We start from the raw sequence: 16591 nt of genomic DNA, 5'->3' as shown, positions 1-16591 counted from the left end.
TGTCCGTTATTTTTAATGGTATTCATGCGCTCGCGAAGCTCGGGTTTGGTTAAACTTTGTATAAAGACAAAGTTTAGAGGCAACGGTGGCGGTAAACCAAGGCAAGAAAGAGCAATGGGTAAACTTACAAATCGCATTACGATGCCCAGTCAAGCTGAGCACGACGAAACGCAACGCAGATCCTTCGAAACTCGTGGCCCGCCGTTCTTTCTGGCCTCCGCTCTTAGAGCAGTGCAAATAGCAGTTGCATTACCATTACGCAAAGATGGCCTAGCATATCACCGAAGCAGAAAGCAACAAAAGGCTTTGCTGTACCGATCGAGTTTGCATTATCAAGTAAGAAAGCAACGTGTGTGCGGGGAAAAGTAGGGTAACGTCTTTTTCTCACGAAATAAAGCCGTTGTTAGATTTATGCGAGGGGATTATGCAAGCCTTGATTTATTCATAAGCTGTCTGCTATTTTTAATGGTATTCATGTGCTCGCAAAGCTCTGGTTTAGTTAAACTTTGTATCAAGACAAAGTTTAGAGGCAACAGTGGCGGTGAGTTGAGGCAAGGAAGGGCGATGTGGTAATTTGCAAATCGCATTACGATGCCGAATCAAGCTGAGCATGACGAAACGCAACGCAGATCCATCGAAACAAGGGATGACAAATGTTGTGCTGCTAATATAGAGATCTCTCGTTGCTTAGCGCTATCGAGATTACGGAAACATACTAATCAACCAATAAACCAACCAAACAACCAACAAACCAAAAAACCAACCAACCAGCTACTTCTCTATCTCCTTCAAACTATCCATTTTCTTGTAAGCCAAGAAACCCTTAATATCTTCAAAATGTTCGCGAACACGTTTATTCCCAAATTCAAAAACTTTCTCCGCCAATCCATCTAAGAAATCCCTATCGTGAGAAACCAAAATCAAAGTGCCGTCGAAATCACGTAAAGCATCCTTAATAATATCCTTTGTTTTCATATCCAAGTGGTTAGTTGGCTCATCCAGAATTAAAACGTTTACCGGTTCCAATAAAAGCTTAATCATCGCCAAACGAGTTTTCTCTCCACCCGATAATACCTTCACCTTTTTTGTAGTATCATCGCCACTAAACATAAAAGCACCTAGTAAATCCTTAGTTTTAAAACGTGTTTCCGTTGTCGGAATCTGATCTATCGTATCAAAAACAGTTAAGTCTCCGTCTAATAACGAAGCTTGGTTCTGGGCAAAGTAGCCAATCTTCACATTGTGGCCAACCTTAAGTTCTCCATCAAAATCAATCTCACCCATAATTGCTTTAATCATGGTCGACTTACCCTCACCGTTTTTACCAACAAAAGCAACCTTTTGACCACGCTCGATAACCATATTTGCTTTTTGAAAAACCACATGGTCTCCATAGGTTTTAGTTAGCTCTTCAACCATAACAGGGTAATTGCCCGAACGGGGCGAAGGAGGGAACTTCAAACGTAAGGCCGATCTATCAACCTCGTCAATCTGTACAATTTCCAACTTCTCTAGCATCTTAACCCTCGACTGTACCTGCAAAGTTTTAGAGTAAGTACCTTTAAAACGATCAATAAACTCTTGGTTATCTGCAATAAAACGTTGTTGTTCTTCGTAAGCTTTAATCTGGTGCTCCCTACGTTCCTGGCGTAATTGCAAATAGTGTGTATATTTCGCCTTGTAATCGTAAATTCTGCCCATTGTAACCTCTATGGTGCGATTGGTAATGTTATCCACAAAAGCCCTATCGTGCGAAATTACAATTACTGCCTTTGCCGAGTTCAGTAAAAAATCTTCCAACCATTGAATACTTTCAATATCCATGTGGTTGGTAGGCTCATCTAAAAGAATAAGATCTGGTTTTTTTAGTAAAATCTTTGCCAGCTCAATACGCATGCGCCATCCGCCAGAAAATTCAGAAGTTTGCCTGCCGAAATCGCTACGCAGAAAACCTAAACCTTTTAAAACTTTCTCCACCTCCGCATCGTAGTTTACTTCCTCTATAGAATAAAACTTTTCACTCAGCTCAGATACTCGTTCAATCAACTTCATGTAATCATCCGTATCGTAATCGGTGCGAATGTTAAGCTGTTCGTTTAAGCTTTCCAGTTCATCACGCATGGCATAAACTTCGCCAAAAGCTTTCGATGTTTCCTCAAAAATCGTTACGTTATCTTCCGTTAATAAATGTTGCGGCAAATAGGCAATTACGGCATCCTTCGGACCAGAAATATGCCCAGAAGTAGGTTGGCCAGCGCCAGCAATAATTTTTAACAAGGTAGATTTTCCCGCTCCGTTTTTACCCATCAGGGCAATTTTATCGTTTTCGTTAATAGAAAAAGATACCTCGCTAAAAAGCGTAGTACCACCAAAGGATACGGAGATGTTATTTACGTCGATCAATGTGTTGATTTTTAAATTGAGCCGCAAAGATAATCGAAGAAATTTAGTTTAATAAATAATCTTGCCTAAGATGCGAAAATCAAATGCTCAACAACTTATCGGTTGCTTTGCTAAGATTCCATGAATATATTTTTTAGAAAAGCGAGGTCATTGCCAGTGGCTTAAATCAGCCCCGCCAACGCTACAATCTTTTTACCCCAAACCCCTTAAAAAGGGGCTGGTAAAAGTATTTCCGCTAATGTCGGGTTTAAACAATTAAGGCCAATGCAGGAAACAGAAAATGTAAATCGCATACGCAAATTGGTGATTTTATGCTAGTGTAATAGGCTTGTGGATCACAAAACTCCTGTCTTAATTTTGGCGTGCCTGTGCAACAATGTCTTGTGCAATTTTAGTTCCATATTGCTCAAACTTAACTTTATCGTCAGCACTCATTTTGGCTTTTAAGGGCTCTATTTTTTCTTTCCAAGGTGCAAATTTTTCGGCCATTTCCTTGCCTATCTCTTTCATTTTTACCTGATCGCCATTAGCTAGTTTTGCTTTCTTCTGGGCCTCTTTCATCCCTTGGTTAAAATAACTAAACCACTCTTGCGCTTCTTTTTGAATTTCAGGAGTAGAAAATGTAGGCATACCTTTCATCGCTTCATCTATATCCACTTTTTTCACCTCTACTTCGGTACTCGTTTTTTTCGTGGTATCATCAGTAGTTTTTTTATCATTATTACAAGCGGTTAATGCAACTACAGTTGTTAACAAAAGAAAAATTGTTTTAATGGTTTTCATAGGTTATGTATTAATTAAATAATTATGCTGTTTTTGTGAGGTGCGAACGTTTATTTCTTCGCATTAAATTTTTCATAATTCGCAATGCATTTTTCCTGATAATCAAAATTGATTGCATCGCCAAACGTTTCTAAATAGGTTTTTGGATAGGTTATATCGGCATTAATAAATGTTTTTACTGTTTTGCCTTTCACTTCTCTCTTAATCACACCCAAATATTTGTTTGTAAGCAGATTGATGCTTGATTCAAAAAGTCCTTCATTTGGGTTTTCTCTGCCAAGTTTATCATCCGTTCTACGCATCTGTACCAGTTGCATTTTTTTAGCAGTTTTGTTGTATTTGAAAACACTAATAAAACCCGAACGGTCGTAGTTGTTCCAAAATTCAAATCCAGTTTTGGTAGCTACCAAAGTATTGCCAAAATTTAAATAGTTTATAGGTTTGCTTTCAACCTTTTTATATTGCTTAGTGGATAACCACAAAACCAAAACTTTTTTGTCATCGTCTATACGTACGCTATCTTTCTTTAAATCACCATCAAAATCCTTTACAATTTTTCGGGTGCTTTGCGCATAAGCTGCCGACGTTAAAAACAGCAGTAAGAAAAGAAAATGATATCTAAGTTTTTCCATTTTTGAGTCTATCTTGAATTAAAGATGATGATTATATTTTTTTGTTTCTTAAGTGGTTATTATTTGATGCGTTTAGTTTATTATTCGTGGAATTTTGCCCAATATGCGTATTAGTAGTTGTGAGTTCGGAGTCCGGAGTCCGGAGTCCAGAGTCTTGAGTCGAGAGTAGGGAGTCCGGAGTCTTGAGTAATCCATATACCGTCACTTTAACATCTAACCCGTCATATAGACGCTAGGAGATACCTCTGTGTTATTTAGCGCTGGCTAAAACATATAACTGCCGATGAACTAATGATAGAAATGAACTAATCAACTAACCAAGTTCAAACAATTATTTCCATCATTTTAATTCATTTTTTCAAATTAAATTGCAAATTTAACCCGCTATGTTTCGCGTCTCGCTTTTTCTTGCCTTATTCCTTGTTGCGCTAAATGCAAAGGCTACTGTTTTTACCGTAACAAGTGGAGCAGATAGTGGTGCGGGAACATTGAGGCAAGCATTAAGCTTAGCAGCCGCAAACGGCAATGCAGAAACCGACTATATACATTTTGCAACAGGCGCAAGCAAAATAAGCATCACAAGTCCCTTAATTTTATCATCTTCATTAGTAATCGATGGTACAACTTTTCCGGGTGCTAAATTAGGCGTTTCGGATGCTAAAGTTACCATAGAAACCCTAAACGAGTACATAACTAACCAATTGGGTGCTTTTAATGGAACAAACGTTCACGACGTAGAAATTTACGGACTATGTTTTTCAAACTTTGGCTCGGGCCAGCGTGGGGTTAGAACAATCAACATTACAGGGAGTTCAGCAATTAATATTGGGGCTGTCGGCAAAGGCAATATATTCCTGTTTTGCGATTATGATATCTATATGTTTAAAACCAATAAGATTAAAATTTCGGCTAATTGGTTTGGTATTACTCCAGATAAACTTAGCGTTACAGGAACAGCATTTGGCGGTACGGTTGATCTCCGCCTTTGCGACAACATTATGTTAGGCGGAGAAACAAAAGCCGAAGGCAACTCTTGGGGTTATAGAAACTATGGCGTAATGATTTCGGGCATTAACCCCTCTACACAATCGGTAGAAAAAGTAGGCGAGCTTTGCCAAGTTAAAAACAACAACTTCGGTACCGAGGGATTACCCTCAGGAATAGGCAGCGCCAACAACTTTCAGGATTTTAAAAGAATTGAAATTATAAACAACAATGTAATTTTAAGTGGCGGTTTTAGCCTAAAAAACATTTTAGTCTCCGGTGTTATTCAAGGTAACAGAATAGGTTTAAATAGCGATATGACCAAAGCCTACTGTTATTCTATGATTGATCTGCAAAATTGTAACAATATTAAAATCGGAGGTAAAAACGCCAGCGAGCCCAATTTAATGGCTTACCGCGTAAATTTCGGCGCCGGGACCAGTGCGATATACGCCTCTAATTGCGGGGATATCCTGTTAGAAAGAAATTCAATTTATTGCGTTTCCGCAACGCCTATATTATATCGGTCAGAAAATTCAAAGGTAGAAATTCCCAAAATAGCAATTACCAGTTTCAACAATGGTGTAATTACAGGCACCGCAACACCCAACGCCGAAGTTGAAGTTTTTTCTGACGGGGAGTGTGCCCAATGCGAAGCAAAAACATATCAAGGAACAACCTTTGCTACCGCCGAGGGCACTTGGTCTATGCCCGTTACCAGCAACTCAGGTTTTACAGCTTCGGCAACCTTAAATAACAGAACCTCTCAGTTTTTAGGTATCAGCGTAAACTTTGCTAATGTAGTAACTACTAATGCTACCTGTGGATTATCAAACGGAGCTATCAAAGGCATTCAAGTTGCCGGTGCTACCCATTACGAGTGGCTAGACGCAGACAATAATGTGATTGGAAACCAACCAGACATAACGGGACTTAAAGCAGGTACTTACGCATTTACCGCCTTTCTCGGGCCAGGTTGCAAAACAGAAAAAAGGTTTTTAAACGTATTAGATGCACAACCAAAGATACAAGATAGATTTTTGGCCAAAGTAGATGCCAGTTGTAATGATGAAAATGGCGCTATCAACGGATTATCCTTAATTAATGCGGGTAACTTTACCATTAAGTCGCTAACGTGGACAAATGAATTAAACGAAGTAAAAGGCAGTACGCTTTCAATAAACAAACTAAAGGCAGGTAGCTACACGCTAAAAATCGTTACTAACGATAACTGCGAGTTGGTTTACGGCCCTGTGCAAATCAAAAACATTGGAGCCCCGATTATTGATATTTCTACCATCGAAATCACATCTTCTAATTGTATCTCGGCCACAGGAAGCATTAAAAATATAAATGTTAGTGGTGCCGGTGTAATTAGCTACAAATGGCGAAACGAAAAGCAGGAAATCATTGCTACGACCAAGGATTTGATAGCTGTACCTCCGGGCAAATATCACCTAGAGGTTAAAGACGAGAGTATTTGTACCTCCATCTCCACTTACACCATAGCCGAATTAAATGGCATTAGCTTAAACGAAGAAGCAGTGCAGGTTAACGATGCCAGTTGTATGGCAAACGATGGTAAAATTGGCAATATCATAGCCACATCGGCCGATGCAACTTTTAGTTACCAATGGTTTGATGAAAATAATACTAGGGTAGGAGACAACGCAAAATTAGAAAATGCAAAACCCGGCGTTTACTATTTAAGGGTTGCCAACAGTACCTGCTTTAAAGACAGCAAAAAATATACAATAGCAAAACAACTGCCCGTAGTTTACCCAGTTTTCGCCTTCTCAAAATCTTCGGCCTCTTGTGGCTTAAATAATGGTAGTATCAGCATTAGGCCAGCACCAAATGCACCCATTATTAAAACATTACGTTGGGTAGATCAAAGCGGAGCAAGCATTGGCAACACGACCGAAATTACAGGATTAAAAGAGGGAGATTACAATTTGTACCTCACAGATCCTAATGGCTGCGAAACATTTTATCAGAAATATACCATAGATAGGATAGCCCCAATAAATGTAAATGTTAAAGATGAAGATTTAACAATGGATCAATGCGAAAGTGGCAAGGGCGCAGTAAACCTGGTAACAGTAACGGGAGGTATGCAACCCTATACCTACCAGTGGACAAATGAACTTAGTCAAACCATTGGTAACCAATCAACACTAACTAATTTAAAACGGGGTACTTATACCTTAACCGTTACCGATGCAAGTGGCAATGCTTGTAGTACGGCAATTACAACAGTTATCATAAGCAATGTTAACGAAGCTCCGCCTATGCCAAAGGTTGGACCCGTAAATATCTGCGCATTTGGAGAGGCGTTAATCGTGGTAGCCAACCCAGCAGTAGGCACTTACAGGTTGTACGACGATAAAAATGCAATCACACCAATCGCAACGAGCAATACCGGCACCTTTAACCTAAATATTAAAGATGAAAAAACTTTATACATGAGTTATGCCTTTGCCAATTGCGAGAGCGAAAAAGCACCTATACCTATAAAAGTAACGCAGGGCGGAATCGATATCCCGAATAGTTTTAGCCCTAATGGCGATGGTATAAATGATAAATGGCTCATAAAAAACATCGATAAATTTCCAAAAGCCCAAGTATCAGTTTTTAACCGTTACGGCACCGTGGTATTTAATTCATTAGGCAATGCCAGCATTTTTGATGGTGCCAAGGCTGGAGAGTTATTAGCACCTGGAACTTATTACTACGTAATTAAATTTGGTAGTAACTGTAAAGAAATTAGCGGTAGTTTATTGATAATAAAATAGATGGATTGTTGCCAAAGAGCAAGGAGCAAGGAATAAAGAGCAAGGAGCAAAGATTAAGGAGCAAGGAGAAAGGAGCAAGGAGCAAAGAACAAGGAGTAAGGAGCAAAGAGCAAGGAGTAAGCAGTCTTTAGCAACGACAAACGACAAACGAACAACGAAGAAATGTCATTCCGACTTTGGAATATGGTGTTAGTAAAATCTCTTTGAAACGATATTTTACCAATATAGTACCGAGATACTACCGAAGCATCGTGCAATAGGAACCGAGGGATCATTGGCTGGGCAAGCGATCAAAAAGGAAGGGTTATTAAGGTTGGTGTTATCATCAACCTCATTAGTCTTATGTCATCGGAAAAGTCTTTAAGTTGAGGGTTGAAAAAGGTGGCTAGAATTAATATGGTAAATGAGCGTTAACAGCAGACGAATTAGGTTTAGAAATTACAAGCTATCAAGAGCTAAATTAACTAATAAGAAATTTTAATGAGGTTAATTTTTGGGTCTCTACTTATTTAAAATCGGCTGAATTTTAAAATGTAATATTGCCTTTCAATCAAATGAAGCATGTTTTTGAATTTTGTTAATGATGCCTCAACTGTGCTTTATCTATACTTCATCTATACTTGATCTATACTTGATCTATGCTTGAGCCATGGATGAGGGTATTTATAGGCTTTAGGGTTTTATTTGAATTTAACCCTTGGCTTGGGTAAAGATAGGGCTGTGGATAACCTAAGTAACTCAACCATCCGTCATTCCCTATACCTAGCTATATAGTCTCGGCATAATGCGCTTAAAAAGCTATTTGACTATAGTGCTACAGCTAAAACCGGAGTTGATAAAATCGCAACTACCAAGAACGACAGACGAAAAACGATTTGTACACTTGAGTACGGGAAACCGTAATTAAATCATAGTATTTTTTTTACTTTTATGGAAAATTAAACATTAATGTTCATTTCGATTTAATACATTGTTGTGGCAAAAAAAAATAATATATTACCCAACTATTGAGTATAACTATTTAAATTTTAATGGCTTTTAACGAAGATTCACGCGTAAAAATTCCTGCACTATTACATTTGGTTCGTTTAGGCTATACCTACATTTCTAGAAAAGAGCAATTTAGGCAAGAAGAAACAAATATATTCCCAGCAATTTTTACAAAAAGTATTTGTAAAATTAACCCTAGTGTTGATGAAGCGGATGTTAGTAGATTATTAGAAGAATTGACCTTAAAACTCGATTTTGATGATTTAGGTAGAGATTTTTATAAAAGTTTAACCGCAACATCAGGTATTAAGCTTGTTGACTTCGAAAATTTCAATAATAACAGCTTCCATGTAACTACAGAATTAACCTGTAAAAACGGAGAAGAAGAATTTAGACCAGACATTACCATCTTAATTAACGGAATGCCATTGGTATTTATCGAGGTTAAAAAGCCCAATAATAAAGACGGTGTTCTAGCAGAGAGAAAACGTATAAACGACCGCTACAAGAACAAGAAATTTAAGCGTTTTGCCAATATCACCCAAATGATGTTGTTCTCTAATAATATGCCTTATGAGGATGGTGTGATAGAGCCTTTGCAAGGAGCTTATTATGCTACATCTGCTTATACTGATTTGCAATTCAACTATTTTAGGGAAGAAGAAAATTTAAACTTAACCCATTTAATGGCTTCTGAAAGTGATGAAATAGAAAATCTAATTTTAAAGGATAACAACATCATAGCGATAAAACATTCGCCAGAATTTATTACCAATAAACATTACAACACACCTACCAATACCATTTTAACTTCTTTGCTTAATAAAGATAGGTTAGCCTTTATCCTAAAATATACTATTGCTTATGTTGATGAAGAGATTAAGGGTAAAATCGTTACGCTTAAGCACATCATGCGTTACCCGCAAATGTTCGCCACAAAAGCAATTGAGCATAAACTGAATGAGGGAGTTAAGAAAGGAATTATCTGGCATACGCAGGGAAGTGGCAAGACAGCTTTGGCTTTTTACAACGTTAAATTTTTGACGGATTATTTCCAAAAACGAAACATCATTGCCAAATTCTATTTTATTGTTGATCGTATTGATTTGGCTAACCAAGCTAGTACTGAGTTCGGTAATAGAGGATTAGTAGTTTATCGGGTAAACTCTAGAACTGAATTTTTAGAAGACATCAAAAAAGTAAGTGTAGTACATAATAGTTCCGGCGATCGTGAAATTTCTGTTGTCAACATTCAAAAGTTTACCGAAGAAACTGTTGCCGTAAAAGATTTAGCTTACGATATAAACATTCAACGGATTTATTTTATTGACGAAGCACACCGAGGCTATAATCCTAAAGGAACAGCATTGGTAAATCTACTTCGTTCTGATGAAGACGCCATTAAAATTGCTTTAACAGGAACGCCGTTGTTGAGAGAAGTAGCTAAAGAATTTGATAGCAAAGCATTATTTGGAGAATACATTCATAAGTATTATTACAACATGTCCATCGCCGATGGCTATACTTTGCGTTTAATACGAGAAGGTATTGATACTACCTACAAAATGCAAATGAAAGAAGTGTTGGAACAGATCCAGCTTTTGCAGGGTGATATTGATAAGAGCGAAGTATTTGCCCACCAGAAATTTGTGAAACCGATGTTGGATTATATCGTAAAGGATTTAATCCAGTTTAGAAAAACCGAAGGCGACAATAGTTTGGGTGCAATGGTAGTTTGTGATACGAGTAAACAAGCGAAAGGATTGTTTGCATATTTCGAAGAATTATACGGCGAGCAAGAGGTACAATCGTTGGGAATGGTGGCTGAACCAAACGATGGTTACGGTAAAAAGCAAAAAGATTTAAGAGGTGCTTTAATTCTACATGATGTAAATTCTAAAGATGACAGAAAAGAACAAGTAAAACAGTTTAAAGCTGGCGAAGTTGACATTCTATTTGTTTACAATATGCTGCTCACGGGTTTCGACGCCAAAAGGTTAAAGAAATTGTATTTAGCAAGAGTAGTTAAAGACCATAATCTATTACAGACCTTAACCCGTGTAAACCGCCCTTATAAAAAATACAAATACGGTTATGTAGTTGATTTTGCTGATATAAGCTCTGCCTTTCGCGAAACAAACGATAATTATTTCAAGGAATTGCAAAATGAGTTGGGCAACGAAATGACCAACTATACCAATCTTTTTAAATCGCAAGAAGAGATTGAAGCTGAGATTTTAGAGATAAAAGAAAAACTTTTCCATTTCGATGCAGTAAATGCAGAAGTTTTTAGCCAACAGGTAAGCGACATAAAAGACAAACAGGATTTATTAGATTTAATCAAGGTTCTAGCGAATGCCAAAGAACTTAAGAATATCATCCGCTTAAAAGGCTTGGATGAACAGCTAGATAAGCTAGACTTCTTTAAACTAAACCAATTACTAAGTGTAGCGCAAGCACAATTAGATAAGCTCAACCTCATAGATAATATAAATAGCGAAGCCGATACCACCAATTTATTGAATTCGGCTTTAGAAGATGTAATCTTCTTATTTACTAAAGTAAGCGAAGAAGAACTCATTTTAGCTGACCAGCTACGGGGCCAGTTAAAACGTACTAGAGAGGCTTTGTTATTCAATTTCGACCAAAAAGACCCTGCTTTTATATCGCTTCGTGAAGAATTGGAACGAATATTTAAGAAAAAGAATTTAGGAGAGGTAGACCAAGAAGATATGCGTGATAATATTTTGCTCCTCAAATCTATTTACGATAAGGTAACGGAACTGAACCGTAAAAACAACTTACTAAAAGCTAAGTACGAGCAAGATGAAAAATATGCCCGCTTACATAAACGTTTGGTAGAAAACAGTAGCATCAGTGCTAAAGAAATTCAATTGCACCAAGCCTTGATGAACATAAAACAACAAACCGACGACCAGTTGCTAAATAACCGTAATATTATGGATAACGAGGCTTTCTTTAACCGTTATCTGCTCAATTTGGTAGCTACAGAGTTTGTGAAGAACCAAAAAATCAAGTTAGATTTTAATACCACCAAAACCATTAATACCATGATTGCAGGCGAATACCTGCAACAATATAATAACTACATTTAATGACTGACTTAACTTTTATTACCAAAACCAAACAGCTTATTGATAGCTTAAAAAGCGTTTGTGCCAATTATGGCTTGGGCAACGATGGCAACGAGTTTAAAATTATTACACAGATTTTTCTGTATAAGTTTATGAACGATAAATTTGCCCACGAAGCTAAAAAGTTGGAAGATTTTAAATTAGCCGAAGCACCTAACTTTCAGGAAGCATTAGAAGCTTTGGATGAAGAGCAATACAACTTTTTGTTTGCCTTTATCAATGCCAATACGCCACAACTCTATCCGCACCAAACCATTACCTATTTACACAATAAGCAAAACAGCAACGATTTTGCTAAGCTGTTTGACGATACGCTACGTGAAATTAGCATCAACAATGCAGAAATCTATTCGGTAAAATCGGCAAGTGGTGCAAAAGATAAAATGTTTGATGAGTTAAGCAATTTCATTAGTGATGCCTCGCAACGCGATGTTTTTTGCAAAGCTTTAATCAGCAAATTGTTTGAGTTTAGCTTCGAGGGAATGTTTAACGAAAAATACGATTTCTTTGCCACCATTTTCGAATACCTGATTAAAGATTACAATACTGATAGTGGTGGTAAATATGCCGAATACTACACGCCACATGCCGTTGCCCGTATCATGGCTTCTATTATGGTAAACGATAAACCAAAGGGCGTAAAAGTGTACGATCCGAGTGCGGGTTCTGGAACTTTATTGATGAATATTGCCCACGCCATTGGCGAAGATAATTGCAGTATATATAGTGAAGATATCTCGCAAAAATCTAGCAATATGTTGCGTTTAAATTTAGTGTTGAACAATTTAAGCCATAGCATACCACATATTATTAAAGGCAATACCATTTTAGAGCCTTATTACCGAGAAGAAAAGTTCGATTATATCGTTTCCAATCCACCCTTTAAATTGGATTTCTCTGATTTTAGTGTCGCCTTAGATAAAGACATCAACAAAACCCGCTTCTTTGCAGGTATTCCAAATATTCCGAAAGCTAAAAAAGAAAGCATGGCCATTTACCTGCTATTTATACAGCATATCATGTACAGTTTAAGTGCAAAAGGGAAAGGAGCTATTGTGGTGCCTACAGGTTTTATAACTGCCCAAAGCGGAATTGAACGAAAAATACGTGAAGCCATGATAGAGCGTAAACTATTGCGTGGGGTGGTAAGTATGCCGAGTAATATTTTCGCTAGTACAGGTACCAATGTAAGCGTTTTATTTTTAGATAACCGAGCCGATGCTGAACATATTGTATTGGTTGATGCCAGTAAACTAGGCGATACTATTAAAGAAGGGAAAAACCAACGTACGGTTTTAACGCCAACTGAAGAGCAAAGCATTATTGATGCAATGAACCAAAAGCAAGCAATTGACGATTTTAGCGTAGTGGTTTCTGCTGAGGATATTAAAGCTAAAAACTATTCTTTCTCTGCAGGGCAGTATTTTGAAGTGAAGATTGATTATGTGGATATTACTGCTGAGGAATTTTTAAAAAAAATGGAGGGGTTTGAGAATAGGTTGAGCGGTCTTTTTACGGAGGGCAATATTTTGGATAGTGAAATTCAGAAGCAATTGAAGGGGTTGATGTATGAAAGAGGTTAGTTTGAAAGAGTATATTCAAGAGATATCAATGGGTCCATTTGGTTCTAATATCAAAATAGATAATTTTATTTCATCAGGAGTTCCTGTGTTAAATGGCTCAAACTTGACAAATCATAAATTAGTTGAGCACGGTTTCAAATATGTATCCGAGAAGAAAGCAAATTCGTTAGGAAAAGCTAATGCAAAACGAGGTGATATCGTTATTACTCATCGAGGAACTTTGGGGCAGGTTGCTTATATTCCGTTTGATTCTAAGTTTGAAAGATACGTAATTTCTCAAAGTCAATTCAGAGTTAGATTTAAAGATTCGATTAACCCGATTTATTTTGCCTATTTGATGCTTAGTAAATACGGACAAAAGAAGCTTCTTTCGTTTAAAAATCATGTTGGGGTACCTGCATTAGCTCAAGCCACCACTAATTTTAAGCTACTTAAGCTTTTTATACCTGACATTTTAACTCAAAATAAAATCGCTTCCGTTCTTTCCGCATTAGATGATAAAATAGAGCTGAACAATAAAATAAATGCGGAATTAGAAGCCATGGCCAAAACGCTTTATGATTATTGGTTTGTACAGTTTGATTTCCCTGGTGCAGATGGCAAACCTTATAAAACATCTGGTGGCGAAATGGTTTATAGTGAGGTTTTGAAAAGGGAGATACCGAAAGGGTGGACGATTGAGAAACTATCATCTTGTTGTGAAATTGTTGATTGCCTGCATTCAAAAAAATCAGATTATTACTATGAAAATGAAGCCTGTTATTTACTACAGCTTGAAAATATTAAAGATGATGGCTTGATTGACGTGTCTTCTAAATACTTTGTTTCAAAGGATGAATATGAAAGATGGACTAAAAGAATTGAGGTTAAAGATCATGATTTAGTAATTACAAACGCTGGAAGGGTTGCAAGTTTATCACAAATACCTAAAAATATGGTAGCTGGCATTGGCAGAAATATTACCGCGATAAGACCAAAAACAATTGATCCAACTTTTTTATATTACTCCTTTCAAGGTGCTGAAATGAAACGGCAAATTATAATAAACACTGATAATGGTACATTTTTTCAAAGTTTAAATGTTAGAGGAATAAAAGAATTATTAGTAACTCGGCCTCCAAATTATTTAGAAGATAATTTTGAAAAATTAGCCCTTAATATAAGAAGAAAAAGGGAGCTAAATAATCAACAAAACCAGGAACTAGCTTCGTTAAGAGATTGGTTATTGCCAATGTTAATGAATGGGCAGGTTACGGTTAAATATGCTTATGAAATGGTGGGAGAGGAGTTGGGAATGGTTGCGGAGGGGAAATAAGATTATAAAACTATCAATAATTAACTAAAAATACTGGGGGCAGTTGATACGGTCGGAATGTTACGTTTGGCTAAAAAGTACCACGCTAGAAATTACGCTAGGTGGAGAAGGTAATACCAATTTCCAAATAATTTGAAAGAATTAGTACGGAGAATGTAAATAACGGCCAGATGGCTGTGAAGAACCGGGAATTAGAACTGATGAATTGTTTACGTAGCATTGTAATGATGTTTACTGTTGATGAAACAAAGGTAACAATTTCTATACCTGAATAGAGTAGCGTTGAAATAACTCAGCAATGGGTAAAGCTTCGAGGTTTTTAAAACCTGAGCATGTACATTCTTAACCTGCTACGTAGCCTGCCCCCTTTTTTAAATGAAAGAATTAGAAGAATGGTTTAAGCTAAAACGGTATCCTCATATTGGGTTACCAATAACGATTAAGGATTATAATCGTGTGAAGAATTATGTCTCAAATCCAACAACAATAGCTAAGCATAGTTTTTTCCCGCTCATTAATAAATCTATACTCAAAAGAAGGTTCAGATCAAATAACTTAATTAAGGTTAGGAACCCTAGTGGTAAATGGGAAAGGATTGCCGACAACCCTAAAGTTAGGGAAACGTATTTTGCATCTCACTTAGACGCTTTAATATTTTCAAAATATAATTCGCTATTGACGGAAGCTTACGAAAACTATATCAAAGATGAGCCATTCAATGATGCCGTTGTTGCATATAGGAAAATACCAGTTGAAATAGGTAAAGAGGGAAATAAATGTAATATTGATTTTGCTAAAACAGCATTTGAATTCATAAAGGCAAATAATGATAAGAAGCTCACGGTAATTGTTGCCGATATTACTTCTTTTTTTGACAACCTCGACCATAAAATTTTAAAGCGTAAGTGGATAGAAGTTCTAAACGGCAAGCAGAATCCCAGACTAATAACATTACCCTCCGACCATTACAATCTTTTTAAAGGGCTCACCAAAATTAGATATGTTATAGCACAACAGCTTTTTGAACATTACGGCAAAACTATGATCGTAAGAAGAGGGATTATTAACTCGTCGACTGAAAAAGAATATTTTAGGAAAAGCATACCGGACCTCAGATTTGCCAAAGAAAAAAATGCAGTGGCATATTGCAATGAGAAAGAATTCATCGCCAACAATTTAAACCTGATAATAAGTAAAAAAAATAATGCTGGTATTCCGCAAGGTAGTCCTATAAGTGCGACTCTAGCAAATATCTATATGTTAGATTTTGATAAAGAAATTTCTAAAGAAGTAGATGAAATTTCTGGATTCTACCAGAGATACAGCGACGATTTGATAATTGTTTGTGATATGGAGCATGAAGATGAAATTATCAATGTATTAAATCGGGTAGTTGCCAGCAATAAAGTCAAACTTACAATAGAGCCTAAAAAGACTAAGGTCTATAGATTTGAAGATCTCGATGGCAAATTTACAGGTTATGCGGTTGATCATGAGACGAAAGAGCCAGCGTTTGGAAAGCCTTTAGAATATTTAGGCTTCTCTTTCGATGGGCGACGAGCGTTAATTAAAAATACCGGATTTTCCAAATTTTACCGTTCAATGAAAGGTGCAATAAACCGAGGTGCCGATTATGCTAAGCATAGTAAAAACCCAGATAATAACTTATTTAAGACACGTTTGTACAAACGATTTACTTACAAAGGTGCAGGTAGAAAAGTAGTTTATAGACCTTCAAAAAAGGACAAAAATGTTTATGAGGCATCTAAAACTTATTACTGGGGAAACTATCTAAGTTATGTCTATAAAACTAATGATACTTTGAAAGAATTAAATGGTGACAATTCTATAAAAAATCAGAGTAGAAGGTTTTGGTACAAATTTAATTTCCTTTTAAAACAAAGTGAACTAAAAATAAAAAAGTAACTCATTATCCATTAACAACTAAATT

General features: G+C 36.7%; 9 protein-coding genes. 6 read left to right on the top strand and 3 right to left on the bottom strand.

What is annotated here, in order from left to right:
- The first annotated feature begins 24 nt into the window (after positions 1-24).
- Positions 25-369: a hypothetical protein gene (locus tag DUT69_RS13500; RefSeq protein WP_113653774.1), complete on the top strand. Its 345-nt coding sequence runs from the start codon at positions 25-27 to the stop codon at positions 367-369.
- A gap of 402 nt (positions 370-771) precedes the next feature.
- Here the strand turns inward: DUT69_RS13500 and DUT69_RS13495 are convergent, their stop codons facing one another.
- The 3 genes from DUT69_RS13495 to DUT69_RS13485 form a co-directional block, all read right to left on the bottom strand.
- A complete protein-coding gene (locus tag DUT69_RS13495; protein WP_113653773.1) occupies positions 772-2403 on the bottom strand; it encodes an ABC-F family ATP-binding cassette domain-containing protein in 1632 nt (543 codons plus the stop codon).
- Between the two features lie 351 nt (positions 2404-2754).
- Complete coding sequence (locus DUT69_RS13490) at positions 2755-3186, bottom strand: hypothetical protein (protein ID WP_113653772.1); 432 nt, start codon at positions 3184-3186, stop codon at positions 2755-2757.
- 50 nt (positions 3187-3236) lie between these two features.
- Positions 3237-3818: a hypothetical protein gene (locus DUT69_RS13485; RefSeq protein ID WP_113653771.1), complete on the bottom strand. Its 582-nt coding sequence runs from the start codon at positions 3816-3818 to the stop codon at positions 3237-3239.
- A gap of 386 nt (positions 3819-4204) precedes the next feature.
- On the opposite strand from DUT69_RS13485, the gene DUT69_RS13480 reads away from it, so the two are divergent.
- The 5 genes from DUT69_RS13480 (at position 4205) to DUT69_RS13460 (ending at position 16566) form a co-directional block, all read left to right on the top strand.
- Entirely contained in the window at positions 4205-7597 is a 3393-nt protein-coding gene (locus DUT69_RS13480) for a gliding motility-associated C-terminal domain-containing protein (RefSeq protein ID WP_113653770.1), read from the top strand.
- A 1031-nt stretch (positions 7598-8628) separates the two neighbouring features.
- The gene (locus DUT69_RS19460) at positions 8629-11703 is read left to right on the top strand and encodes a type I restriction endonuclease (RefSeq protein WP_113653769.1); all 3075 of its coding nucleotides are present in this window, start codon (positions 8629-8631) and stop codon (positions 11701-11703) included.
- The gene (locus DUT69_RS13470) at positions 11703-13325 is read left to right on the top strand and encodes an HsdM family class I SAM-dependent methyltransferase (RefSeq protein ID WP_113653768.1); all 1623 of its coding nucleotides are present in this window, start codon (positions 11703-11705) and stop codon (positions 13323-13325) included. Before DUT69_RS19460 ends, DUT69_RS13470 begins: the two co-directional genes overlap by 1 nt.
- The gene (locus DUT69_RS13465) at positions 13312-14640 is read left to right on the top strand and encodes a restriction endonuclease subunit S (protein ID WP_113653767.1); all 1329 of its coding nucleotides are present in this window, start codon (positions 13312-13314) and stop codon (positions 14638-14640) included. The genes DUT69_RS13470 and DUT69_RS13465 overlap by 14 nt, the downstream gene beginning before the upstream one ends.
- A gap of 375 nt (positions 14641-15015) precedes the next feature.
- Complete coding sequence (locus DUT69_RS13460; RefSeq protein WP_113653766.1) at positions 15016-16566, top strand: reverse transcriptase domain-containing protein; 1551 nt, start codon at positions 15016-15018, stop codon at positions 16564-16566.
- The last annotated feature ends 25 nt before the right edge of the window (positions 16567-16591 follow it).

The organism is Pedobacter namyangjuensis (genome assembly GCF_003313325.1).
Classification (GTDB): domain Bacteria; phylum Bacteroidota; class Bacteroidia; order Sphingobacteriales; family Sphingobacteriaceae; genus Pedobacter; species Pedobacter namyangjuensis.
The sequence above is the reverse complement of the archived record's forward strand: the minus strand, read 5'-3'. Positions and strand labels throughout refer to the sequence as shown.

Excerpts from the sequence above, each read along its gene's own strand:
- DUT69_RS13500 (WP_113653774.1), top strand. The coding sequence starts at position 25 with ATGCGCTCGCGAAGCTCGGGTTTGGTTAAACTTTGTATAAAGACAAAG.
- DUT69_RS19460 (WP_113653769.1), top strand. The coding sequence starts at position 8,629 with ATGGCTTTTAACGAAGATTCACGCGTAAAAATTCCTGCACTATTACAT.
- DUT69_RS13490 (WP_113653772.1), bottom strand. The coding sequence starts at position 3,186 with ATGAAAACCATTAAAACAATTTTTCTTTTGTTAACAACTGTAGTTGCA.
- DUT69_RS13465 (WP_113653767.1), top strand. The coding sequence starts at position 13,312 with ATGAAAGAGGTTAGTTTGAAAGAGTATATTCAAGAGATATCAATGGGT.
- DUT69_RS13470 (WP_113653768.1), top strand. The coding sequence starts at position 11,703 with ATGACTGACTTAACTTTTATTACCAAAACCAAACAGCTTATTGATAGC.
- DUT69_RS13460 (WP_113653766.1), top strand. The coding sequence starts at position 15,016 with ATGAAAGAATTAGAAGAATGGTTTAAGCTAAAACGGTATCCTCATATT.
- DUT69_RS13480 (WP_113653770.1), top strand. The coding sequence starts at position 4,205 with ATGTTTCGCGTCTCGCTTTTTCTTGCCTTATTCCTTGTTGCGCTAAAT.
- DUT69_RS13485 (WP_113653771.1), bottom strand. The coding sequence starts at position 3,818 with ATGGAAAAACTTAGATATCATTTTCTTTTCTTACTGCTGTTTTTAACG.